Consider the following 24233-nt stretch of genomic DNA (forward strand, 5'->3'; position numbering starts at 1 on the left):
ATGAAGTGGCTTATTTAAAGCTAGGACAATGGTGATCGGCGCGCCACACCAATTGTCTTGAACCTTGCATTGTTTGTAATAAATCTCTACCTGACATTTGCGGGAACGCTAACAATACCTTGAGATCAAGAGGAGAGGTTCCGTCTTTCTCATAGGCTCTTACATGAGTAAAAGTCGATTGTAAGTGTTTGAACAGCATAGTCTTAGTAAGACAAATTCCAAAGTTATCGCGTTTCATTGCCTGGTTTCCTTTTCAACAATGTTTATACGTTATGTTTTTTATCCTGTTTCTATTGGACGTTGCCACTGATCGATACTTCCTGCTCATCAATGTTTTATTATTGGGCGCTGATTTATCTGTCACCTCTGAGTTGTCTACTGGCCTGTCGCGTAAATAGAGATGTATGAATGAGGTTAGGTAGGTAACCTGTTTGTTCAACAATCGTAACGACGAGCGTGCAACTTTTAGTTATAGATACGTCCAGTGAGCGAAGGGTTGTTGCCTTTTTGTTAATCTAAATTTCGATTTAAAGCGCGGTCTGAAAATCATGACTTATGGCTTGGCAACAACGAACTTCTTCATATGCAACTATTATAATTGTATTTATTTTAAACAACCTAAAAAACACCTAAAAGCTTAGTGATCTAGCTCAATATTTATTCGTTTATTTTTCTTTTTAGGCTAATTCGTTCTAAAAATGAACGATTAATCGAAGTGAATAACGTAAAGGGTTATCAATTAACAACCTGCTCAATTATTTAGTTGAGTAGCAGTCACAAATTCACGTACCTAGAAAGGTCATGCGATTAACTTGGTGTTAACATCATTCGTCTAACACTAGGGACGGTGGAATATGAAATGGAGCAGTATCAGTTTCCGTAAAAGGTTACTGATTATCATGACGGTCACTGGTCTTGTTGAGCTTTTGATACTCTCAGGTGCTGGTTTTTACTACATCAAACAATCTCAAGAGCAAGAGATGGGTTTGAAAGCGTTAGGTGTTGCTGAATTTCTATCTGAATCGCCACTTGTCACCAGCATTATTCAAGGAAATGGAACGTTGGATCCTAATGGCGTTCCCTACGTTCTGCCTGAAGAAACTCAAGTTAAATTTCGAAACCTTACCCAGCTCATTGGCGCGGCGTTTATCGTTGTGGGAGATGACAAAGGTATCCGCCTGATTCACCCTTATGATGACAGGCTCGGTAAACCAATGCGTGGTGGCGATAACCAAAAAGCGTTGGTATTGGGCGAGTCTTATGTGTCGACGGCTAAAGGTTCACTTGGCTTCTCTGTCCGTGGTAAATCTGCGGTAAAAGACCCCCAAGGTGCCGTTATTGGGGTAGTGTCGGTGGGTTATCTATTGGATTCTTTGCAAGATCGAATTGAACCTTACTTAGCCTTTTTGATTGTGATGGCCTTGCTGGTGGTTGCGGTTAATGCTGTGATTTCAAGCTATGTATCTCGTCGTTTTCAGCGTGCTATTTTAGGCTTTGAGCCAGAAGAGATTGGCCGTTTATACGTAGAACTTGATGTGACTATGAGTACTGTGAAAGAGGGCATTTTAAGTATCGATAAGAACGGTATTTTGCGTTCAATTAATAAGAGTGCCTGCGATATTTTATCGATAGACAGAGATAAAGCACTCCATCAGCAACGTCTATCAGATGTGTTGGTGGGCAGTGATTTAGAGCAGCTGTTATCAACGGGTGACACTGATCATGATGTTGAGCTGTACCTGAACAATAAGCGAATCATTGCTAATCGCAGCCCAATTATAGTGGCTGGTGAGGTGGTTGGGGCGGTATCCAGCTTCCGATTGCGAGATGAAATCAACGATTTAACAGACCAGCTCTCACAAACCAAAGAGTATGCTGATCTACTGCGTTCGCAAACCCATGAGCATCAAAATAAGCTAAACACCATTAGTGGCTTGATTCAGATGGGCGAGCTGGACTCTGTTCAACAATTGATTGGTCAAGAAACCGCTCATTACCAGAGCTTAATTGAGTTCTTAAGAGAGACGGTGAAAGATCCATTGATTGCAGGCATGCTTTTAGGCAAAACAGAGCGAGCTCGAGAGATTGGTTTGGAGCTTAAAGTTGAAGAGGGGTCAAGGCTTGAGGCATTACCCGCTTGGTTAAACGCAGAGGATGTCGTGACGATTCTTGGCAACCTGATTGATAACGCGTTTGATGCCACCATGATGGCGATTAAACAAGAAGGGCCAATAGCACCAGCTCGTCGCGTAATCGATGTGTCGATCAGTGATTTTGGCAATGAAATTATCGTAGAAGTAGAAGACAAGGGCTGTGGTTTGCCGAAAGACTTGGCGACCAAAGCACTCACCGAAAAAGGCGTATCGAGCAAAGCGAAGCAGAACAGAGGTGTTGGTTTGTATCTCATTAAGCAACTTGCAGATCGTTATCAAGGGCAATTAGAAATGGTTGATAACCCTGATTTTGGGTCACGCATGACGGTGTATTTACCGAAAGAAGAACAACAATAATAATTGAGCACGGAGCGATCGAGTAAAGATCGTAGTGACGGAAAAAGCATGGTTAAAGGAAGAACATAAATGAACGCAATCACGAGAGTCATGGTCATTGAAGATGATATTGCGATTGCAGAGCTTCACCATCGTTATTTAGAACAGATGGGAGGCTTTGATGTGGTCGGGATTGCGACCACACAGTCTGAAGCATTAATGCAATTGGACATCTTAAAGCCTAATTTGGTTTTATTGGATGTGTATCTACCGGACGGATGCGGACTTGATATTTTGAACCACGTTCGTGGCAGTAATCAGGGCTGTGATGTGATTTTGATTACCGCCGCTCGAGATGTCGACACACTGCAACAGGCGATGCGTGGTGGAGTCGTCGACTACTTACTGAAACCTGTGATGTTTCCTCGTTTGGAAGCGGCACTGAAAAAGTACCAATCGCAACAACAAGAATTTGAAAGTGTGTCTGATTTGAACCAAGGCTTGGTCGACAAGATGCTGTAAGCCAATGCCAAGGCAGACTCTCGAAAGGTTTCTACGTTACCTAAAGGGATCGATGGTGTAACGCTTGATAAAATTAGAGCTATTTTCCAACAAGCCGACATTGCTGATATTACAGCTGATGAGGCAGGTGAACGTATTGGAGCTAGTCGAACCACCGCTCGACGCTATTTGGAATTCCTTATCACGACTGGCGAGTTAGTGGCTGACTTAAATTACGGGTCAGTAGGTCGCCCAGAACGCTGCTACAACAAAGCTAGAAGATAGATTTAGCGACAACAAGTCACAAAGATAAACGCGATGCTATCAAATAAATATAAAGCCAGTTGAGTAAGCTGGTTTTGGTTTTTTCTCCCTTTCTTATTGCTCACTCCACCGACCAGATACCGTTCTTTCTTGACTACAATGTTTGAGAATGCCGATTTGCTTCTTCTTCCAGATAGAACAGCTGACTTATCGATTATAATTTGTTCGAAATCAGTCAATATTTAATCGATTGCTTTCACAGTGGTTGATGTAAATCAAATACTCATAGACAATACTGTCCCGAATAGAGGTGATAGCTTTCACCCTCGTTTACCAAACGCATTCTCAAGTGTAATAGGCACTCGCTATTGATGTAATAGCTAAGACCTATTATCTATTTTCGTATGTCGCTGATACCTTTAGCGAATACTAAAAACCTTGTTTTTATAGGAAAGATGATGGTAATACCTGAAAACAGCAGCATCGTTATTTTTGGTGCGTCGGGAGATCTAACTTACCGCAAGTTAATTCCTGCTTTGTACCACCTGTATGCTAGCAATCAACTTCCAGAATCCTTTGCGATTCTTGGAGTGAGCCGTACTGAGTACAGCGACGAGTCTTACCGTGAGAAGCTGAAGAAGTCTCTTCAGGAAATGGAAAAAACTGAGCCAGAGACGCTGAATGCATTTATTGAACATCTGCATTATCAAGCGATCAACACTTCAGATGTAGACGATTACGCTCGTCTAGCACAACGTCTGGATAAGCTTGAGCAAGACTACCAATTCGAAAACCATAACACATTGTTCTACTTGGCAACCCCGCCAAGCCTTTACGGTGTGATTCCAGCAAACCTTGCTGCACATGGCCTAAACGATGAGAAGAACGGCTGGCGTCGTCTGATTATTGAGAAGCCATTTGGTTACGATCTAGCATCAGCTCAAGCGCTGGATGAAGAGATCCATCATCACTTCCAAGAACACCAGATCTACCGTATCGACCATTACCTTGGTAAAGAAACGGTACAAAACCTTCTAGTGCTTCGTTTCTCAAACGCGATGTTTGAACCTCTGTGGAACCGTAACTTCATTGAATACGTTGAAATCACAGGTGCTGAGTTCCTTGGCGTTGAAGAGCGTGGCGGATATTACGACGGTTCTGGCGCAGTTCGTGACATGTTCCAAAACCACCTGCTACAAGTGCTAGCAATGGTTGGTATGGAGCCACCTGCTCAAATCAATGCAGATTCTATTCGTGATGAAGTGGTCAAAGTACTTCAGTGTCTGAAACCATTAGAAGAAGATGATTTGCGTAAAGACTTAGTATTAGGTCAGTACACAGCATCAGATGTTCGTGGTCAGCACTTACTAGGTTACCGTGAAGAGCATGGTGTCGCAGACGACTCTCGTACTGAAACGTACATTGGTCTTAAAGCACACATCAATAACTGGCGCTGGAATGGTGTTCCTTTCTACGTACGTACGGGTAAACGCTTACCAACACGTGTGACTGAAATCGTGATTCACTTTAAGAGCACGCCACACCCAGTGTTTGGTCAAGATGCACCAGAGAACAAGCTGATTATCCGTATCCAACCGGATGAAGGTATTCAGATGAGCTTTGGTTTGAAAGAGCCAGGTGCAGGTTTCAAAGCAAAAGAAGTGAAAATGAACTTCTCTTACTCTGATCTGCCTGAGACTCAGATGCTAACGGCTTATGAGCGTCTTCTTCTTGACGCACTGAACGGTGATGCGACTCTGTTTGCACGTACCGATGCAGTAGAAGCATGTTGGAAGTACGTTCAACCGATCTTAGATTTCAAGCAAGACCCTCAAGCACTGTTTGGCTATGCTTGTGGTACTTGGGGCCCACAAGAAGCCGATGAGCTTCTGCAGCGTGATGGCCGCGCATGGCGTTTCCCATGCAAAAACTTAACAGATACGGATTACTGCGAACTATGATCAATCACAAGATCTTTGCAACGCCTGAATTGGTCGTTGAAAACCTAGCAAATGAAATGAAAGCATACAGCGAGCAGGGCAAACCTGTTCACATTTCATTGTCGGGTGGCAGCACGCCAAAAATGCTTTTCAAGCTTTTAGCTCAAGCGCCATACGCAGAAGGCATTCAATGGAATAACCTCCATTTCTGGTGGGGCGACGAACGTTGCGTGGCACCAGACGATGCGGAAAGCAACTACGGCGAAGCAAACGCGCTACTTTTCTCGAACGTGAACCTTCCTGCTGAAAACATCCACCGCATCCATGGTGAAGATGAGCCAAAAGCAGAAGCAGAGCGTTTCGCGAAAGAAATGGCAGACGTGATTCCAACAGAAAACGGCACGCCTGTTTTCGATTGGATCCTGCTAGGTGTTGGCGCAGACGGCCACACAGCCTCACTATTCCCGGGTGCAACTCACTACCAAGACGAGAACCTATCTGTATTAGCTTCTCACCCAGAGTCGGGCCAGATCCGTGTTTCTAAAACAGCGAAAGTTTTAGAAGCAGCAAAACGAATCAGCTACCTAGTACTGGGTGCAGGTAAAGTTGAGATCGTTAAAGAAATTCATACAACTCCTGCTTCAGAACTGCCTTACCCGGCAGCGAAAATCCAGTCTAAAACTGGTGAGACAGAGTGGTTCCTAGATTCAAATGCAGCAAGTGCTATCGCATAAGTGCGAATAGCCGCAAGGAGATAAAATAATGAAAGGTGATATCGGTGTAATTGGCCTAGCAGTAATGGGTCAGAACCTTATCCTAAACATGAACGACCACGGCTTCAAAGTTGTGGCTCACAACCGTACTGCTGCGAAAGTAGACGAGTTCCTAGAAGGCCCAGCTAAAGGTACTAACATTGTTGGTGCTTACTCTCTAGAAGAGCTAGTTGAGAAGCTAGAAGCGCCACGTAAAGTGATGCTTATGGTTCGTGCTGGTGATGTTGTAGATACGTTCATCGACAAGCTTGTACCACTTCTAGACAAAGGCGACATCATCATTGATGGTGGTAACACTAACTTCCCAGACACTAACCGTCGTGTTGCCGCTCTTCGCGAGAAAGGCATCCACTTCATCGGTACGGGTGTTTCTGGTGGTGAAGAAGGCGCTCGTTTCGGTCCTTCTATCATGCCAGGCGGTTCTCCTGAAGCTTGGGAAGCGGTTAAGCCTATCTTCCAAGGTATCTCTGCGAAAACTGACGCGGGTGAGCCTTGTTGTGATTGGGTTGGTAACGACGGTGCTGGTCACTTCGTTAAGATGGTTCACAATGGCATCGAATACGGTGACATGCAGCTTATCACTGAAGCATACCAGTTCATGAAAGATGGCCTAGGTATGAACCACGACGAAATGCAGGCTGTATTTGCTGACTGGAACAAAACTGAGCTAGACAGCTACCTAGTTGAAATCACTGCTGATATCCTTGGTTACAAAGATGAAGACGGTGAAGCGCTAGTTGAGAAGATCCTAGACACTGCTGGCCAAAAAGGTACGGGCAAATGGACAGGTATTAATGCACTAGACATGGGTATCCCACTGACTCTAATCACTGAGTCTGTATTCTCTCGTTGCCTGTCTGCACTTAAAGATCAACGTGTTGAAGCTGAGAAACTGTTCGGCAAGACTGTTGCTCCAGTTGAAGGCGACAAGCAAGAGTGGGTTGATGCAATCCGTCAGGCTCTACTTGCTTCTAAGATCATCTCTTACGCTCAAGGTTTCATGCTAATGCGTGAAGCGTCGAACGAAAACGGCTGGGATCTAAACTACGGTAACGTTGCTCTTATGTGGCGTGGCGGTTGTATCATCCGTTCTGCATTCCTAGGCAACATTCGTGATGCTTACGAAGCGAACCCAGAGATCGCTTTCCTAGGTTCAGATGCATACTTCAAAGGCATCCTAGACAACTGCATGGGCGCTTGGCGTAAAGTTGCAGCTAAGTCTATGGAATCAGGCATCCCAATGCCATGTATGACTTCTGCACTAACGTTCCTAGACGGCTACACTACAGCTCGTCTTCCAGCGAACCTTCTACAAGCTCAACGTGACTACTTCGGTGCTCACACTTATGAGCGTACTGACCGTCCACGTGGTGAGTTCTTCCACACAAACTGGACTGGTACAGGCGGCGACACTGCTTCTACAACTTACGACGTATAATCATTAGTTAGAATCAGTAAAGAACACGTTTGTTCTTTCAGCTGAAACTAGAAAACAAAAGGATGCCAATTGGCATCCTTTTTTGTTGGCTGTTATCTACCATAAGTCACTAGAAATTCACTTAGGCTAAGCCATCATGGCCTGGGGTTTTACATCGTCGTTGTATTGCTCCCGAATTGCCATAAAGCCGTCTAGGCTCTGTTTAAGCGCCTCAACACACTCTGGGTCGAACATTGAACCGTTCTGCGCTTCTATGTATTCCATCACTTCATCGAGTGACCACGCGTGCTTATAAGCTCTTTTGCTCATCAGCGCATCGAATACATCGGCTAATGTCACTATTCGAGCCTCTAGTGGTATCGCTGTGTTACTCAAAGCATCAGGCAATCCAGAGCCATCGAACCGTTCATGATGGTGGCGCACAATATTCTTGATGAATTGAATCTCTTCACTGCACATCGAGCTGTGGTGGGAAAGGGCAACCACGTCATCAATCATATCTTCGCCATACAAGGTGTGATTGTTCATGATGTTTCTTTCTTCTTCCGAAAAACGCTCAGCACTGAAGAGCACTTTGTCTGGGATTCGGTACTTGCCTATGTCGTGAAACGGGGCATACAAGCGAATGCGGTGAACGAATTGGTGGGTAATCTCATTGTTACTATGCGAAAGCGTACGTGCGAGCTGTTCGCTGTATTTTCCCATGCGAATCAGATGCTCTTTGGTTTCAGGATCACGTGCGTGCCCCATGTTTAGGGCGATGGCTAATGAGGACTGAAAATGTCTCTGGCGTTCGAAGAGTTGCACAAACAGGTTCGAAATCGCTTGGGTGAGGTAGGCGATGTCGCTTTGTATTGTCTGCTTAGCAAAAAAGTCAGTGCATGATGCGTTGATGAAAACGAATCCGAGGTTACTCTCTTGGTAGTGGATTGGAGTGGTATAGCTACTTTGGTGACCAAGCTCGAGTAGATGAGAGATTTGCTTCGTCGGATTCATCAAAGAGAGGTCATCAACAATTCTTGTTTCCAATGATTCAGCCAGACGACTCAAAGCAGAGTTGGGTTTGATCTCTTGTTCGATGTAGTGATGCTTGGCGTTTTGGCACAGTGAATCTGAAACAAAATAGTTGGATGCTTTATTTTCACTGCACAGCACCACGGATAGCCGAGATAATATGGGGTAGTGTTCGCGAGCTAGCTGGAAGAGGTCATCGACTATGGCGACGATGTCCTTGTCTTGGGCTGCTGCTCTACTGAAATGGGAGTAGTCAAACATGTGGCAAGCCAACCTTTACTTATAATTATGTCATTGTTTAATCCGGTCTTTTACCGTTTCGATATTCAATAAAACCATAGCACTGTGTTATTAAAATGTAACACTGCGTACTGAAAAGCTTTAATGTCATCACTAAATATATGGCTTTTGCATACGGTTACCATAAGTTTTGTTAAGTTAAACCAGTTTCATAATCTTTAAGAGATAGTTTTGTTCGCAAAATGTCTTAGTCTGTATAGCGAGCTAAGGTAGGGTGTTAAGTGACCAATTCGAAATTAATTTCAAAGATAAATAGGATAACGAGTATGCTTTATGCCATCATAAAGGCATAAATAAGGGCAATGGATGTAATGCCCAAGTGATTGAGCTAGAAATGGTCAGTGATGACGGTGTTCTAGAGTAAATTCAAGGCCTTTAGTTGCCTTGGAAAAGGTAATGTTATGACTGAAGAAGAAAGAATCGAACTGCAACAAAACAACCCACTGCATGGCTTAAAGCTTGAAACTATGATCAACGAATTAGTGGATCATTACGGTTGGGAAATTTTGGATGCAGCAATGCGCATGAACTGCTTTAACACTAAGCCGACAGTAGCAAGTGCCGTTAAATACTTGAAGAAAACAGAGTGGGCTCGTGAGAAAGTAGAGAATTTCTACCTTTACCGTTTCAAGCGCATGCCTAAAGCTTCTGATATCGAATACCAGATGCCTCCGCGTTCACGTACATTCCGTCACGGGTTAGAACCTCGTGAGCCAATGGAATTAACGGTTGAATCGATTCTAGCATCACAAGCTAAAGCAGCGTCAGCATTTAAAGAGCGTCGTGGCGGCAACGGTCGTAATTTCCGTCGTTAATAGGGCGTCGTTAGTTTTAACGTCTTTATGTAAAGGCGTAAGTTGAGCATCGTTAGATAGACAAAGCCTTGACTGAAAAATACAAAAGGAGCCTAAGTGCTCCTTTTTTAATGCGTGTTGCTTTAGTCGTTCGTCTTAAGCTTCGCGGTTCTTTCTTTGATTCTTCCAAAGATCAACGACATAGACAATAGCGCTGATCAGTAAGAATAGCGCTGACACAGAAAACAGAGCGGGCATTTTTAGAATCCACGCGAATGTGGCAGCGAGAAAAGCGACAAAGCAAATGAGTCGACTTGATGACATGACATGACCGAGTTTAATGTTCATAACGCCTCCTAATGAAGTCTCACTTTCGACAGGAGAATTATCCCACCTTTGGCAAAATAAAGGCTAAAAAATAGTCTAAATTGTTATCAAATTTGCTAATTGAAGGACTCGCCTCACATATTTTAGCTTGGCTATTTTATAGTTCATAAAATAACCAGTCGAGGGGCTTTGTCAATTCTTTATACTTAACGATTTGCGTTGTGTTTTGCTAACGAAAACCGTGATTGCTGCATGAAGTAGTTCGAATAAAAGCTAGTTGGTATAGAACCTAGTTAGCATAGAAGAAGTAAGCGGTAATCAAAAAGCTCGCGATGATCACTGTGGTGCGAACATATTGTTGTGGGATACGACGAGAAACTTTTGCTGAATAGTAACCACCGACTAATGTCCCAAACAAAACGGCCATGCCTGACGGCCAATCAATCGAACCATTCACAACAAAGAACACGATTGCCGCGAGTGATGCGCATGCCGATACCAACAATTTGATGCCATTCATCACGTTGATATTGGTATACCCTGCCAGTGCCAAGTAGCTCAATGTCACAATGCCTAAGCCTGCATTAAAATAACCACCATAAACACACACGATCAAAAGCAATACAGCTGAAAAGAACGCGCCTGCGCTGGTGGCGTGCTTATGTTTAGCTGTTACTTTTTTGAGCCATTTGTTGAGAGTGCCACCAAAGGTAAAAAGCAGAGCGGCGAACAGCAATAACCAAGGTACGGATTGAGTAAATAGCGCTTCTGGTGTGTGTAGTAGTAAAAATGCACCAATGCTGCCGCCAATTATACATAGTCCAACAATGAGCTTGAGTTGTTTGGTACCAGATTGAATTTCGTGGCGTAGAGCGTAGGCTCCGCTAATGTATCCAGCACACGAAGCAAAGGTATTGGTCGCGTTGGCTGCTATTGGTGGAACGCCTGCAAACAATAGAGCGGGGAAGGTGATGAAGCTGCCTCCTCCTGCAATTGAGTTGAGCACACCGCCAATCACTCCCGATAAGAATAGAATCAACCAATCCATAGTTTTGAATCCAATGCGTTAAATGACCGTTTACCTTACTTGATTTCGTTACGAATATCAGTGTCATGTGTGTTGTAAAGGTAGGTTTGTGAGTTTGCTACCATCTTTAACCGTTGGTTCAAATTGAGCACCTAATTGAAAAAAGGAGCCAATGGCTCCTTTCGTTGAGGTTTCGTTGAATTGGTAGAGTTTTACACTTCTACTGGCTTCGATTTAAAGCTTCTAAATAGTTTTACTAAGATTGGGCTAGATAGCACCAGCACAGCCAGAATAGTGAAGGTCATCGTGATTGGTCGTTCCCATAGGAAGCTCAGCTCGCCATCACTGATCATCAATGCACGTCGTAGGTTCTCTTCCATTAATCCACCAAGGATAAAGCCTAGGAGTAATGGGGCAAGTGGGAAGTTAGCTAACCTCAGCGCAATCGCAACCATCGCAACAATGAGCATTACAAAAACATCCATCGTGTTGAAAGACACCAAGTACACGCCTGTGATTGAGAAGAAAATAATCATTGGCAGTAGTACCGTTCTTGGTACCGCTAGCAGTTTAGAGATGTAAGGGATTAAAGGCAGATTCAAGATAACCAGCACGATGTTGCCAAAGTACATCGAGATAATCACCGACCAGAATACATCTGGGTGCTCAACGAACAAGCGAGGACCGGGTTGGATGCCATAAGCGATGAGTGCACCAAGCATAATTGCTGTAGTACCAGAGCCCGGAATACCGAGTGTCAGTAGCGGAACGAATGAACCACTCGAAGCTGCATTATTTGCTGATTCAGGAGCCACAAGACCACGAATACTGCCTTTACCAAACTCTTTCTGCTTGTCTTTTGGTGCTAGGCTGCGTTCCATGCCGTAGCTTAAGAAAGCTGCGATAGTCGCGCCAGCACCCGGAAGCACGCCAGTGAAGAAGCCAAGAATTGAAGAACGAATCGAAACGGGCGCGACTTCTTTGAACTCTTCTTTGGTCACTTTCATGCTGCCAATATCGGCCATCTTTTGGCTTTCTTCGCCGCTGGTGTCTTTCTCTGGTTTCAAAATACCCATTAAAGTCTCACCTAAAGCGAATGTTGCCATAGCAAGAAGTAGGAAACTAAAGCCATCCATTAGGTCTGTTAGACCAAACGTGAAACGCTCAACACCAACGCCTTTGTCGATACCAACAGTAGATAACATCAAACCAAGAATGGTCATCATCCATGCCTTTATTACCTGACCCGGGCCTGCAAAAGCCGCTACAGCCGATAGACCTAACAACATCAATGCAAAGTAGTCTGACGACTGGAAGCTCAATGAGACACTTGCTAGAGCCGGTGCTGCAATCAAAAGCATGATTGCTGACAGAGTACCGCCAGTGAAAGAAGAGTAGGCTGCTAGTGCCAACGCTTTACCTGCTTGGCCTTTTTGTGCCATTGGGTAGCCGTCGAATGCGGTTACTACCGTTGAAGAACAACCTGGAGCATTGATTAAGATTGATGACGTTGAGCCACCAAATACAGCGCCGTAGTACACACCTGCCATTAAGATTAAGCCAGAAGAAGGGTCTAGGCCGTATGTAATCGGGATCATCAACGCGATTGCTGAAATTGGACCTAGCCCCGGGAGCATACCAATGAAGGTACCCACGAAGCAGCCCACAATTACCATCATGATGTTCATTGGCATCACAGCGGTAGAAAGTCCTTGTAAAATTCCGTCTAACATAATGTTATCCCTACCAAAGAGTGAAGATTAAGCCAGGCTCTAGGTAGATATCTAAGCCTTGAGTTAATAATAAAAAGAACGCGATAACGAAAGGAAATGACGCGCTAAATAAAATAGATTTACGGCGCTCACCCAATAGGTAAAAGCCAGCAAGCAAGAAGAAGCTAGTTGCTAAAACAAAGCCAAGATAAGTCAGTCCTACACCGTACAAAGCCATCAACACTAAAAAGCCAATGAGCAGCTTCCAGTTCAACGGCGTGGTGTCGCATGAAACCTTCTGGTCCGGTTGTCCTGTAACTAGTAGGATCAACGACAGGCCGATGCCGATAAACGTTAATAGGGTAGGTAAAGTTCTTGCAGTGAAGGGTTCGTACTCGTCACCGGGGAACAAAGGAATTAGCGTGGTTTGGTAGCCATAGCACAAGCACGCCAGCATAAAGATCATGGCTCCGATGCGATCCTTTGAAAGCAAAGATTCCTTACTCAGAAATTTGGTTGGTAAGTCCGACATATCCAACTCCATTTGGGGTGGTATAAATAGTAAAAAGCCGTACATGAGCGAGTTAATGAAGAATGTCTGGGATCACTAACCAAAGGTAAGCGAATTACGGTACTGGTTTATCAGCCACTTGCGTTTACAACGAATCGGCAAGCGTTAGTAATACGTCTACGAATAAACAAAGGAGTTTGAAGTTAACTCATGTACGGCGAAACAAGGAAAGAGTAAGAGGGCACATAGACCCTCTATGGTTGTTAGTTATTTCAAGAAACCAAGATCACGCATTAGGTCGCCCATCTGTTTTTCTTGGTCTTCTAGGAAGGCGTAAAAATCTTTGTCAGCTTTGTAGTTGTCAATCCAACCGTTACGGTCACGAACCACTTGCCATTCATCGGTCTTGTACATCTTGCCTAGAGCTACATTCCACTCGTCGATTTTCGCTTGGCTAGTGCCAGGTGCCGCGAAGAAGCCACGCCAGTTAGCAAATACTGTTTCGTTGCCGTACTCAGTTAGTGTTGGGATGTTTGGTGCCGCATCAAGACGTTTTGGTGCCGTTACTGCCAATACTTTTACTTGGCCTGATTTAGACATTTCTAGCACTTCACCAAGGCCTGTCGAAAGCAGTTGTGTTTCGCCAGAAAGCAGTGCCGCCATCGCTTTACCGCCAGCATCGTAGGCAATGTAACGTACTTTCTTCGCATCAAAACCTTCGCCTTTGAACGCTGCCGCCACAACAAGGTGATCCATGCTGCCTCGAGCCGAGCCGCCTGCAATTTTCACTTTACGTGGGTTGCCTTCGAATTCTTTTACTACATCTTCCCAAGTGTTGTACTTCGAATCCGCAGACGCAACGATTGCGCCATAGTCGGCAATAGTTGCTGCTACAGGAGTTAGGTCGCGGAAAGATTGTGGGAAGATCCCCGTTAGTGAACGAACAACGATAGGCGTTGAGTTCACCATTAGCGTGTCTTCTTGACGTTGAGCCGTCTCGATTAGGTGTGCAATGGCTTTACCGCCACCACCACCAGACAAGTTTTGGAAAGAGACATTTTCTACGATGTCGGATTTAACTAATACATCACCCGTACCACGAGCCGTCATATCCCAACCGCCACCAGCGCCGCCAGGGATTAGGAAGTGGATTTTTTCTACGTCAGCAGCAAAAGTGTTAAAAGAAAAGGTTGCTGCGATGATAGAAGCCGCAAGAGTAGGTTTCAGTGCCTTGAACATGGTTCACGTTCCTTATGTAGGGGATCTCTTCAATGGAGAGAAACTTATGTTTTATATCCAGCTACTAATTACACGAATAGGGTGTTGGTTAGCAGATGACTTTAAAGTTAACGATGTGTTAAAGAATTGTCTGTAATGCGGCGATATTGAGAATAAAGAACATTGGGTGAATAAAGTGCATAAAGTTCACGGGGACGTGGCTCTAGGATTCTTCAAGAAATAATTATTCTCATTTTTTCTTAAGGTTGTGTGAACAATTTGTTTTGACTATTAGCCGTTTTATACTGTTGGGTATCATTAAAGTAGGTACTTTATTGTGACACAGAGAGAGGGATAGGGAGACGCTCTTGTATATATAGAATAATGTGTTGCTAGGTGGGGTATGCTACTGTAATAATATAAATATTGCTGGCATGTTACATTTCTGGGCTAATGGTTATTCAAGGATCGAATAATGACAGACAAAAAAGTTTCTTTACGATTTACTGTTGGAGGAATGTTTTTACTCGCGACATTTCTTACCGCTGTTGTTGCGGTTTCACTGCAATATTACTTCAGTAAAAAAATGGCGACTGAGAATACCTTATCCAAGTTGACGATGGTGTCCCAAGAGTTGAGTAACTATATCGGCGCGGTTGATTCTGACGCAGCCAACACCGCGCGTTTACTTGCTTCAGTGAAACGGTCTATCAGTAACAAAATATCGAAAGAAGAGTCGCGTAGTATTCTTTCTGAAGCCATTAAAGATAACCCTCTCTTTTATAGTATTTACATTGGCTCATCCAATGAAAACTTCTTCCAAATTATTAATCTAGAATCTGCCCCTGTCGTTAGAGAGAAAATCGGTGCACAACAAACGGACCGTTGGGTTGTGGTTGAGATTCATAATAGAGGGGAGGAGCGCGTCCGTACGACGAAATATTTTGACCAAGAGTTTACGCTAAGAGATTCAACTACAGAGCAGAGCAACTACTTTCCAACAACCAGGCCTTGGTATGTTTCTGCCAATGTTCAGTCGGTCGAAAAAACTCAGCCATATCTTTTTCAGCATTTACAAATTACCGGGCAAACTTATTCTTTAGCGTTTGATGCGAAAATCGACTCTGAAGTTCAACATGTGATTGGTATTGATATTGTGTTGTCTTCTTTGGCTAGCAAACTCTCAGGTACGGCGCTTGGCTTAGCAGAAGATAGTAAGGTTGAGTCTTTCTTATATTCGAAATCGGGTAATATTATTGCGTCTAACCTCAAGGTTAACAATCAGGAATCGGAGTTTGATGTATCAACATTGATGCTATCGTCTGAGCAACAAACCTTGGTTAACGATACCCCTCCGCTGTTAGTGTCTAATCAAAATGATTGGGGGCCGATGGACTTTTCTGTGGCGGGAAAACCAAACGGTTATGCGATAGACCTTCTCAAAATGATCGGTGAGATGACTGGGATCAGGTTTGAATTTGTGAATGGCTTTTCTTGGGGAGAGCTTGTCAGTAAGTTTCAAGAAGGAAGCATCGATGGCCTGCAATCGGTTCAAAATTATAAAAATAATGGCATAGATGGCCTATACACGACTCCAATTTATGAATTGCCATTTTCTGTCGTGACAAGGGTCGGTGCGAAGGTTGTCACTAATTATGCCGAGCTTGAGGGTAAAAAAGTTGCCATTTTATCTGGGTGGTCAATTATTCCTAAGTTGAGAGAGGACTTTCCGAACATTGATTTAGTTGAATTTGAAAACCTAGAGTCTGCATTTAATTCAATTGAAAGCGAAGAGAACTTTGCTTTCTTAGAAGCAGAACCCGTGCTCTCGTTTGCATTAGATAGGTTTTTCCAGCCAGGCCTTGTTGTCAATGGGTCTCTAGAAGATCTAAAACAGAACTACTCAAATCAATTCCATTTGGTGCTGCAGAGCAAGCATAAACAATTGCTTCCAATCATTGATCAAGCTATCAGCAAGTTAAGTGGTGAACAACTTGATGCCTTAGCGAAAAAGTGGCTCCATGATACCGGCTTTAATACGAATACGACGGTTCCTTATACTGAACTTTATGATTTGGCTAAGGAAGCAACGGTTGAAGGCAGTATGATAAGGGTAGAGTTGAATGGCGAGGTCAAGCATCTCTATTTAAAGAAAATAGACACGGGCGAACACTACTCCGAGTATTTTGCGGTATTGATTCCCGAAACTGAAATCTTTAGTACAGTCAATAAACGTCTAGCAACCTCTGTTGGCGTAACGATGTTACTGATGAGTTTGACCTTGCCTATTGCTTGGGTTTTTGGTGCACCGATAGTGCGTCCTATTCGTCAATTAGAGGAGGAGACTCATAAGATCAAGATGCGTGATTATGACAGTGTCGAGCTTGTTGAGACTCGAATTAAAGAGGTATGGGAACTGTCTATTGCGGTGAAAGGTATGGCTGCAGAGATTAAGCGGCATGAACAGACCCAAGAAGCCTTTGTTGAGTCGTTCATTAAACTTATCGCTCAAGCTATCGATGATAAGTCCGCTTATACGGCTGGGCATTGTAACCGTGTACCAGAACTGGGTTTGATGCTGGCTGATGTGGCTGAAAAATCACAGTCTGAGCACTTCAAAGACTTTGAGTTTAAAAATGATGACGAACGCCGTGAGTTTAGAATTGCGGCTTGGCTTCATGATTGTGGCAAGATCACGACACCGGAACACATCGTCGATAAAGGTACGAAGTTAGAAGCGAACTACAACCGAATCCACGAGGTGAGAACTCGATTTGAAGTACTTTGGCGTGATGCGGAAATCACCGCTTTGAGAAAACAACTTGATGGTACGCTATCAAGGCAACTGATAGCCGATGAACTTACGGCAACGAAGCAGCAGCTACAAGATGACTTTGCCTTTATCGCTACGTCGAACGTTGGTGGTGAGTTCATGAGTGACGACAAAGTTGCTCGTATTCGTTCGATAGCTGAGACGACTTGGATGCGTAATTTTGATGACCAACTTGGTCTATCACCGATAGAAGCCTTGAATCGAGAATCGAGTTCAAGCTTGCCAGCGACAGAGCTGCTGTTAAGTGATAAGCCTGAACATATAGTGAAAAGAGATAGGCCGTTAGAGTTTGACCCGAAACATCAAATTAAAATGGATGTACCTGAGCACTTATACAACCTAGGCGAAGTCTACAATCTGAGTATTGCACGCGGCACGTTGACCGCTGAAGATAGGTTCAAGATAAACGAGCACATGCTTGGCACGATTAAGATGCTTGAGAATCTGCCATTCCCGAAAGAGCTAAGCCGTGTTCCTCGCTATGCTTCGACGCACCATGAAACACTTAAAGGTACGGGATATCCAAGGAAATTGACTGGTGATGACCTATCAATCCCAGAACGTATTCTGGTGATCTCCGATATTTTTGAGGCGTTAACCGCTGCGGATAGGCCTTATAAGAAAGCGAAGCCGATTAGTGTTGCTGTCGACATCATGTACAAAATGGCATTAGACGAGCATCTCGATATCGAGCTGTTTAGATTGTTCTTAACTAGCGGTACTCACCTGCGTTATGCCGAAGAATATCTGAAACCGGAACAAATTGATTTCGTTGATATCAATAAATACCTAGAAGTTACTCGTCAGATAGCTTGATTAAAGGTTGGCTTGTTAGAACGGGTTCGATGAATGAAAGGCGCACATGAGTGCGCCTTTTTTATATCTGTTTATCGGTGAGCAGGTGGATAGACACAGAGGGAGCTGCGATTGACAAGTTTGGCGATAAGTTGTCGACACATCGATTCCAAATAATTTTAGAGTATGTATCGGGTTGGTGGTTGTTAATCTGTTTGAAGCGATAAATAACAATTAGTTAAGTTGTTTTTAGTGTCCTTTTGGGTGAGTTTTTATCGTCTATAAAAAATACTACCTTAGTCTAAATTGTCGACAATCTACTTGATTGTCGACAATTCGATCGTGTATTTTATGTTCATGTTATGAAATTGTTGACAGTTAGGGTCGGCAATCAGAAGTGAGCAGCGTGAATATGAATACTGCGATAAAAGATCTCACCTTAAGTGCAAACACGAAAACACGTGTGAGCGACAAAGAAAACACCAAGTCGGAAAATCTGACTGAGTACCTCGTTGAGGCGATTGTTAACGGTGAATTAGCACCGGGCAGTAAGATCTCGGAACCTGAGCTGGCTAAACGCTTTGAGGTAAGCCGAGGTCCATTACGTGAAGCGATAATGCGTGTTGAAGGGCTTGGCCTAATAGAACGCATTCCACATGTTGGCGCGCGAGTTATTACCTTTTCGGCAGACAAACTGCTAGAGCTTTACGCCGTGCGAGAGGCATTGGAAGGCATGGCTGCTCGATTAGCGGCGAGACACATCACACAAGAAGAGTTGATCGGGCTTGAAGGCTTATTGTCGACACATTCTAAACATATCGATGAAGTCGAAGGCTCTTCTTACTTTCATCAACATGGGGATTTCGATTTCCATTACCGCATTATCAAAGCGAGTCGTAACAGCAAACTGATTTCGTTGTTGTGTGATGAGCTTTATCACTTATTACGCATGTACCGCTATCAATCGCCTAGGGCTCAGTCTCGACCTAAAGAGGCGCTCGATGAACACAAATACATCCTACAAGCAATTCGCAATCGTGATGAAGAGCTAGCAGAAATGCTAATGCGAAGACACATTTCGGGCAGTCGACTGCTTATAGAGCAACAAATTCAATCCAAAGATCTTGAATAACTGGCGACTGGTATCTGTCAGCGGGTCAGAGCTGGCGATAACCAAAAGCCGTAAGTCTTAAAGGTTAGCTAGAAATAATCAATTAACAGGGAGCGTCATTATGAAGTTATCAGCAGGAGCTAAGTTCCGACAAGCTGTGCAAGACAACAATCCATTGCAGATTGTCGGTACTGTGAATCCGTATTGCGCGATGATGGCAAAGAACTTGGGTCATCAGGCGATTTATTTGTCTGGCGGAGGCATCGCCAATGCGTCTTATGGCTTGCCTGATTTAGGTATTACGACATTGAACGATGTATTGGTCGATGTTGAACGTATTACCAATGCGTGTGATTTGCCTTTGCTGGTGGATATCGACACAGGTTTTGGCGGCGCGTTCAATATTGCGCGTACGATTCGCGCGATGGAGAAGGCGGGCGCAGCTGCGATTCACATGGAAGACCAAGTAGCTCAGAAACGCTGTGGTCATCGACCAAATAAAGCAATTGTTAGTCAGCAAGAGATGGTCGATAGAGTTAAGGCGGCAACCGATGCCAGAACCGATGACAGCTTTGTGATTATGGCGCGTACGGATGCATTGGCGGTTGAAGGAATAGACAGTGCGATTGAACGAGCGATTGCGTGTGTTGAAGCGGGTGCGGACATGATTTTCCCTGAAGCGATGAATCAACTCGACCAATACGTGAAGTTCTCGGCAGCTTTGAAATCAGCAACGGGTAAGCATGTGCCTATTCTCGCGAACATCACTGAGTTCGGCCAAACACCACTCTACAACTGTAACGAGTTAGCCCAATCAAGTGTCGACATGGTGCTTTATCCATTGAGTGCGTTCCGTGCGATGAACAAAGCGGCGGAGAATGTTTACAAGCACTTGTTAGTTGAAGGCAATCAAGAAGCTCTGTTGGATTCAATGCAAACCCGTAAAGAGCTTTACGAGCACCTTAATTACCACGACTACGAGAACAAGCTTGATCAGTTGTTTTCAAGTGAAGGGTAAACCAGTTTCAATTAATCAAAAATCAACTTAATCCAATAACGTGAAATGGTTAGTCGCCATATCCAGTAACGATGATAAAGATCATCGGACACATAAACAGGCAGCACCAAAGAGTGCAGGCGGCTAACACAGAAAAGGAGTTCACCATGTCTGTATCTTTGAGTGATAAAGCAGCTGTCGAAAATGCTTCAAAAATAGAACAACAAAGCACAAAAACAACAAGCACATCTGCAATCGGTGGTGCTGGTCTACGTGGCCAGAGTGCGGGAACCACAGCGCTATGTACGGTAGGAAAATCAGGAACCGGCTTAACCTACCGCGGTTATGATATTACTGACCTTGCTAATCACGCTCAGTTCGAAGAAGTGGCGCATCTGCTACTAAGAGGTCATTTACCCAGTGGAAAAGAGCTAGATGATTACAAAACACTGTTGGTTGGTCTGCGCGGCTTACCTCAACCTTTGAAAGCAGCACTAGAGCTTATCCCAGCAGACGCTCATCCGATGGATGTGATGAGAACGGGTTGTTCAATGTTGGGTAACCTAGAGCAAGAGACTGATTTCTCCGAGCAACTGCCTGCGACTGAACGAATGCTCGCGCTTTTCCCTGCGATTATTTGTTATTGGTATCGCTTTAGCCATGATGGCGTGCGAATTGATACTGAAGATCAAAGTGAAGCATGTCTGGGTGGCTACTTCCTGAAGATGCTAACGGATAAAGCGCCTAGTGAACTTCATAAGAAGGTGATGCACTGCTCGCTAACTCTTTACGCGGAACATGAGTTTAATGCTTCAACCTTTGCTGCTCGTGTGTGTGCATCAACGTTGTCGGATATTCACTCGTGTGTCACCGCAGCGATTGGTACGTTGCGAGGTCCTTTACATGGCGGTGCAAACGAAGCTGCGATGGAAATGATCCAAGATTGGCAAACCGCCGATGAAGCGGAAGCGAACATCATGAATATGCTCGCCAACAAAGACAAAATCATGGGCTTCGGGCATGCCATTTATCGTGAGAGCGACCCACGAAACGCCTTAATCAAACGCTGGTCGAAAGAGCTAGCTCAAGAGGTGGGTGATGAACAGCTTTATGCCGTTTCAGAGCGTGTTGAAGCTGTTATGAAGCGCGAGAAAGGCTTGTTCTGTAATGCTGACTTCTTCCATGCATCGGCTTACCACTTCATGGACATCCCAACCAAATTGTTTACTCCGATCTTTGTGATGAGCCGCCTTACGGGTTGGACAGCACACGTGTTCGAACAAAGAGAAAACAATCGCATCATTCGTCCAAGTGCAGACTACACCGGGCCAGAGCACCAAGACTGGCTACCTATCCATCTACGTTAGTCCTCTATATCGAGCCGACTTATGTCTGAGGTGACTTCCGTCTTCATACGACAAGGCCTCAAGAAACAACGAATAGAATTTAACAGATAATGGTGGATGTATGTCTGAGGTGACTTCCGTCTTCATACGACAAGGCCTCAAGAAACAACGAATAGAATTTAACAGATAATGGTGGATGTATGTCTGATGTAAAACTTGAAAGAAACCAAGAGCTTGATGAAAACAAGTATCGAAAGGTTTTACCGGGAACGGGTTTAGAATATTTCGACGCTTGCGAAGCGGTAGAAGCAATATCCCCGGGCGCTTATAAAACCTTGCCTTATACGTCGCGAGTATTGGCAGAGCAATTAGTAAGACGCTGTGACCCTAGAACCCTTGAAGGCAGCTTAAAGCAGATCATTGACCGTAAGAGCGACCTAGATTTCCCTTGGTATCCTGCGCGCGTGGTGTGTCATGACATTCTTGGTCAAACAGCTTTAGTTGATTTAGCTGGCTTACGCGATGCGATTGCCGATCAAGGCGGAGACCCTGCCAAGGTGAACCCAGTAGTCGAAACTCAACTGATTGTTGATCACTCTTTGGCAGTGGAACATGCTGGGTTTGATAACGAAGCATTTGATAAAAACCGCGCGATTGAAGAGCGCAGAAACGAAGACCGTTTTCATTTTATTGAATGGTGTAAAACCGCGTTTAAAAACGTGAGTGTGATCCCAGCGGGTAACGGGATCATGCACCAGATTAACTTGGAGAAAATGTCTCCAGTTATTCAATCTAAAGAAGGCATAGCGTTTCCTGATACTTGTGTCGGTACCGACAGTCATACTCCGCATGTTGATGCTCTGGGCGTTATCGCTATCGGTGTAGGTGGCTTGGAAGCCGAGACTGTGATGCTCGGTCGTCCGTCTATGATGCGATTGCCGGACATCGTCGGCGTGAAGCTAACGGGTCAACGACAAGAAGGGATAACGGCAACGGATATTGTGCTTGCGATTACTGAGCTCCTTCGCAATGAGAGAGTGGTCTCAAGCTATTTGGAATTCTTCGGTGAAGGGGCTCGTGCACTGACCATTGGTGACCGCGCAACCATCTCCAATATGACGCCTGAGTATGGTGCGACTGCGGGGATGTTCTACATCGATGAGCAGACTATTCAATACCTTAAACTCACAGGACGAGAGCCTGAACAAGTTGAACTAGTCGAACGCTATGCCAAGCAAACCGGACTTTGGGCTGATGACTTAGATTCCGCTCAATACGAACGTGTGCTTGAGTTTGATTTATCGAAGGTTGAGCGAAATCTTGCGGGGCCTTCGAATCCTCATCGCCGTTTGCCTACCAGCGAACTTGCCCAGCAAGGTATCAGCCAAGCTTCTTGGAAAGAGCAACACGCTGAACAATATTCTGATCAACAAATGCCAGATGGAGCCGTGATCATTGCGGCGATTACTTCTTGTACTAATACCAGTAACCCAAGAAATGTGGTCGCCGCGGCATTGGTTGCGAAGAAAGCCAATCAACTTGGATTAGTTCGTAAGCCGTGGGTGAAAACGTCATTTGCTCCGGGTTCTAAAGTTGCCAAGCTCTACCTCGAGTCGGCAGGTTTGCTTCCTGAACTTGAACAATTAGGCTTTGGTATCGTGGGTTATGCGTGTACGACCTGTAACGGAATGAGTGGGGCGCTGGATCCTAAAATCCAACAAGAGATCATCGACCGCGACCTGTATTCAACCGCTGTGTTATCGGGGAACCGAAATTTCGATGGTCGAATCCATCCATACGCAAAGCAAGCCTTTTTAGCGTCACCGCCATTGGTGGTTGCTTATGCCTTAGCGGGTACGATGCGCTTTGATATCGAGAAAGACAGCTTAGGCACCGACAACAATGGTAAGCCAATCTACTTAAGTGATTTATGGCCGAGTGATGCTGAGATCGATGCGGTTGTCGGTGAGCATGTTAAACCTCAGCAATTCCAACAAATCTACGTGAAAATGTTCCAGCCAGACGAGGAACAGGTGACGACTGAACCGCTTTATGACTGGCGACCTCAAAGTACCTATATTCGCAGACCACCTTATTGGGAAGGTGCTCTTGCGGGAGAACGAAGCCTATCTGGTATGAGACCTTTAGCGATTCTGGGTGACAATATCACTACGGATCACTTATCCCCTTCAAATGCGATTCTCGCTTCGAGCGCTGCGGGGGAATACCTCACCAAAATGGAAGTGCCGGAAGAGGACTTTAACTCTTACGCGACCCATCGAGGTGATCACTTAACCGCGCAACGAGCAACATTCGCCAACCCTAAGCTGTATAACGAAATGGTGCAGGACGTTGGAGAAGTCGTGCAAGGTTCATTGGCAAGAGTTGAACCCGAGGGGCAAGTTACGCGAATGTGGGAAGCGATAGAAACCTACATGAACCGTAAACAACCTTTGATTGTTGTTGCTGGTGCTGATTATGGACAAGGTTCATCACGTGACTGGGCAGCCAAAGGGGTGCGCTTAGCGGGTGTTGAAGTGATTGTGGCTGAAGGGTTTGAACGAATCCACAGAACCAACTTGGTTGGCATGGGTGTATTGCCTCTGCAGTTCAAAGTAGGAACGAATCGCAATACCTTAGAGTTGGACGGCACCGAGCTTTACGACGTGTACGGTGACATTGAAGCAGGTTCTGATTTAGCTCTAGTCATCACTCGTAAAAACGGTGAAAAGCTTGATGTTCCTGTGACCTGCCGACTAGACACGGCAGACGAAGTGAATGTGTACAGCGCTGGTGGCGTATTGCAACGTTTCGCTAAAGACTTTCTCGCCCAGTAGGAGCTT

Annotated in this window: 17 protein-coding genes and 1 pseudogene; 11 read left to right on the forward strand and 7 right to left on the reverse strand. The window is 44.7% G+C overall.

Annotation, left to right across the window (positions count from 1 at the left end; genetic code table 11):
* Positions 1-10: 10 nt before the first annotated feature.
* A complete protein-coding gene (locus OCV30_RS06835) occupies positions 11-238 on the reverse strand; it encodes a hypothetical protein (RefSeq protein ID WP_009846577.1) in 228 nt (75 codons plus the stop codon).
* Positions 239-854: 616 nt separating this feature from the next.
* On the opposite strand from OCV30_RS06835, the gene OCV30_RS06840 reads away from it, so the two are divergent.
* The 5 genes and pseudogenes from OCV30_RS06840 (at position 855) to gnd (ending at position 7405) form a co-directional block, all read left to right on the forward strand.
* A complete protein-coding gene (locus OCV30_RS06840; RefSeq protein ID WP_065679863.1) occupies positions 855-2510 on the forward strand; it encodes a sensor histidine kinase in 1656 nt (551 codons plus the stop codon).
* Between the two features lie 69 nt (positions 2511-2579).
* Positions 2580-3275 (forward strand): annotated as a pseudogene (locus OCV30_RS06845) (response regulator).
* Between the two features lie 437 nt (positions 3276-3712).
* Positions 3713-5215 carry a glucose-6-phosphate dehydrogenase gene (gene zwf, locus OCV30_RS06850; protein ID WP_065679862.1) on the forward strand — a complete coding sequence of 501 codons (1503 nt, stop codon included), beginning with the start codon at positions 3713-3715 and terminating at the stop codon, positions 5213-5215.
* The gene (gene pgl, locus OCV30_RS06855) at positions 5212-5928 is read left to right on the forward strand and encodes a 6-phosphogluconolactonase (RefSeq protein ID WP_065679861.1); all 717 of its coding nucleotides are present in this window, start codon (positions 5212-5214) and stop codon (positions 5926-5928) included. Before zwf ends, pgl begins: the two co-directional genes overlap by 4 nt.
* A 28-nt stretch (positions 5929-5956) precedes the next feature.
* On the forward strand, positions 5957-7405 hold the full coding sequence (gnd, locus tag OCV30_RS06860; RefSeq protein ID WP_004733587.1) for a decarboxylating NADP(+)-dependent phosphogluconate dehydrogenase: 1449 nt from the start codon (positions 5957-5959) through the stop codon (positions 7403-7405).
* Positions 7406-7531: 126 nt separating this feature from the next.
* On the opposite strand, the gene OCV30_RS06865 is transcribed toward gnd, so the two are convergent.
* A complete protein-coding gene (locus tag OCV30_RS06865) occupies positions 7532-8692 on the reverse strand; it encodes an HD-GYP domain-containing protein (protein WP_065679860.1) in 1161 nt (386 codons plus the stop codon).
* Positions 8693-9120: 428 nt separating this feature from the next.
* On the opposite strand from OCV30_RS06865, the gene OCV30_RS06870 reads away from it, so the two are divergent.
* Positions 9121-9534, forward strand: a complete 414-nt coding sequence (locus tag OCV30_RS06870) for a VF530 family protein (protein WP_012603790.1) — start codon at positions 9121-9123, stop codon at positions 9532-9534.
* A gap of 135 nt (positions 9535-9669) precedes the next feature.
* On the opposite strand, the gene OCV30_RS06875 is transcribed toward OCV30_RS06870, so the two are convergent.
* From OCV30_RS06875 to OCV30_RS06895, 5 genes are all read right to left on the reverse strand, one after another.
* A complete protein-coding gene (locus OCV30_RS06875) occupies positions 9670-9861 on the reverse strand; it encodes a hypothetical protein (RefSeq protein ID WP_004733590.1) in 192 nt (63 codons plus the stop codon).
* Positions 9862-10129: 268 nt separating this feature from the next.
* Entirely contained in the window at positions 10130-10888 is a 759-nt protein-coding gene (locus OCV30_RS06880; RefSeq protein WP_065679859.1) for a sulfite exporter TauE/SafE family protein, read from the reverse strand.
* Between the two features lie 191 nt (positions 10889-11079).
* Positions 11080-12600 carry a tripartite tricarboxylate transporter permease gene (locus OCV30_RS06885; RefSeq protein WP_065679858.1) on the reverse strand — a complete coding sequence of 507 codons (1521 nt, stop codon included), beginning with the start codon at positions 12598-12600 and terminating at the stop codon, positions 11080-11082.
* A gap of 10 nt (positions 12601-12610) precedes the next feature.
* Positions 12611-13111 carry a tripartite tricarboxylate transporter TctB family protein gene (locus tag OCV30_RS06890; protein ID WP_065679857.1) on the reverse strand — a complete coding sequence of 167 codons (501 nt, stop codon included), beginning with the start codon at positions 13109-13111 and terminating at the stop codon, positions 12611-12613.
* A gap of 246 nt (positions 13112-13357) precedes the next feature.
* Positions 13358-14329, reverse strand: coding sequence for a tripartite tricarboxylate transporter substrate binding protein (locus OCV30_RS06895; protein ID WP_065679856.1), 972 nt, complete (start codon positions 14327-14329; stop codon positions 13358-13360).
* A gap of 454 nt (positions 14330-14783) precedes the next feature.
* Between OCV30_RS06895 and OCV30_RS06900 the strand changes: the two genes are divergently transcribed.
* The 5 genes from OCV30_RS06900 to acnD all read left to right on the forward strand — a co-directional run bounded on the left by OCV30_RS06900 (position 14784) and on the right by acnD (position 24227).
* On the forward strand, positions 14784-17957 hold the full coding sequence (locus OCV30_RS06900; protein ID WP_065679855.1) for an HD domain-containing phosphohydrolase: 3174 nt from the start codon (positions 14784-14786) through the stop codon (positions 17955-17957).
* A 391-nt stretch (positions 17958-18348) separates the two neighbouring features.
* Positions 18349-19068 (forward strand): GntR family transcriptional regulator, encoded by a 720-nt coding sequence (locus tag OCV30_RS06905; RefSeq protein ID WP_065679854.1) that lies wholly within the window; start codon positions 18349-18351, stop codon positions 19066-19068.
* A gap of 100 nt (positions 19069-19168) precedes the next feature.
* Positions 19169-20065 carry a methylisocitrate lyase gene (gene prpB / locus OCV30_RS06910; protein WP_065679853.1) on the forward strand — a complete coding sequence of 299 codons (897 nt, stop codon included), beginning with the start codon at positions 19169-19171 and terminating at the stop codon, positions 20063-20065.
* A gap of 146 nt (positions 20066-20211) precedes the next feature.
* Complete coding sequence (gene prpC / locus OCV30_RS06915; protein WP_065679852.1) at positions 20212-21411, forward strand: bifunctional 2-methylcitrate synthase/citrate synthase; 1200 nt, start codon at positions 20212-20214, stop codon at positions 21409-21411.
* 179 nt (positions 21412-21590) lie between these two features.
* Complete coding sequence (gene acnD / locus OCV30_RS06920; RefSeq protein WP_065679851.1) at positions 21591-24227, forward strand: Fe/S-dependent 2-methylisocitrate dehydratase AcnD; 2637 nt, start codon at positions 21591-21593, stop codon at positions 24225-24227.
* Positions 24228-24233 lie beyond the last annotated feature (6 nt).

The organism is Vibrio atlanticus (assembly GCF_024347315.1).
GTDB classification, from domain to species: Bacteria; Pseudomonadota; Gammaproteobacteria; order Enterobacterales; family Vibrionaceae; genus Vibrio; species Vibrio atlanticus.

Coding starts and splice junctions, on each gene's coding strand:
- OCV30_RS06835 (WP_009846577.1), bottom strand. CDS start 238: ATGAAACGCGATAACTTTGGAATTTGTCTTACTAAGACTATGCTGTTC.
- OCV30_RS06840 (WP_065679863.1), top strand. CDS start 855: ATGAAATGGAGCAGTATCAGTTTCCGTAAAAGGTTACTGATTATCATG.
- zwf (WP_065679862.1), top strand. CDS start 3,713: ATGGTAATACCTGAAAACAGCAGCATCGTTATTTTTGGTGCGTCGGGA.
- pgl (WP_065679861.1), top strand. CDS start 5,212: ATGATCAATCACAAGATCTTTGCAACGCCTGAATTGGTCGTTGAAAAC.
- gnd (WP_004733587.1), top strand. CDS start 5,957: ATGAAAGGTGATATCGGTGTAATTGGCCTAGCAGTAATGGGTCAGAAC.
- OCV30_RS06870 (WP_012603790.1), top strand. CDS start 9,121: ATGACTGAAGAAGAAAGAATCGAACTGCAACAAAACAACCCACTGCAT.
- OCV30_RS06875 (WP_004733590.1), bottom strand. CDS start 9,861: ATGAACATTAAACTCGGTCATGTCATGTCATCAAGTCGACTCATTTGC.
- OCV30_RS06880 (WP_065679859.1), bottom strand. CDS start 10,888: ATGGATTGGTTGATTCTATTCTTATCGGGAGTGATTGGCGGTGTGCTC.
- OCV30_RS06885 (WP_065679858.1), bottom strand. CDS start 12,600: ATGTTAGACGGAATTTTACAAGGACTTTCTACCGCTGTGATGCCAATG.
- OCV30_RS06890 (WP_065679857.1), bottom strand. CDS start 13,111: ATGTCGGACTTACCAACCAAATTTCTGAGTAAGGAATCTTTGCTTTCA.
- OCV30_RS06895 (WP_065679856.1), bottom strand. CDS start 14,329: ATGTTCAAGGCACTGAAACCTACTCTTGCGGCTTCTATCATCGCAGCA.
- OCV30_RS06900 (WP_065679855.1), top strand. CDS start 14,784: ATGACAGACAAAAAAGTTTCTTTACGATTTACTGTTGGAGGAATGTTT.
- OCV30_RS06905 (WP_065679854.1), top strand. CDS start 18,349: ATGAATACTGCGATAAAAGATCTCACCTTAAGTGCAAACACGAAAACA.
- prpB (WP_065679853.1), top strand. CDS start 19,169: ATGAAGTTATCAGCAGGAGCTAAGTTCCGACAAGCTGTGCAAGACAAC.
- prpC (WP_065679852.1), top strand. CDS start 20,212: ATGTCTGTATCTTTGAGTGATAAAGCAGCTGTCGAAAATGCTTCAAAA.
- acnD (WP_065679851.1), top strand. CDS start 21,591: ATGTCTGATGTAAAACTTGAAAGAAACCAAGAGCTTGATGAAAACAAG.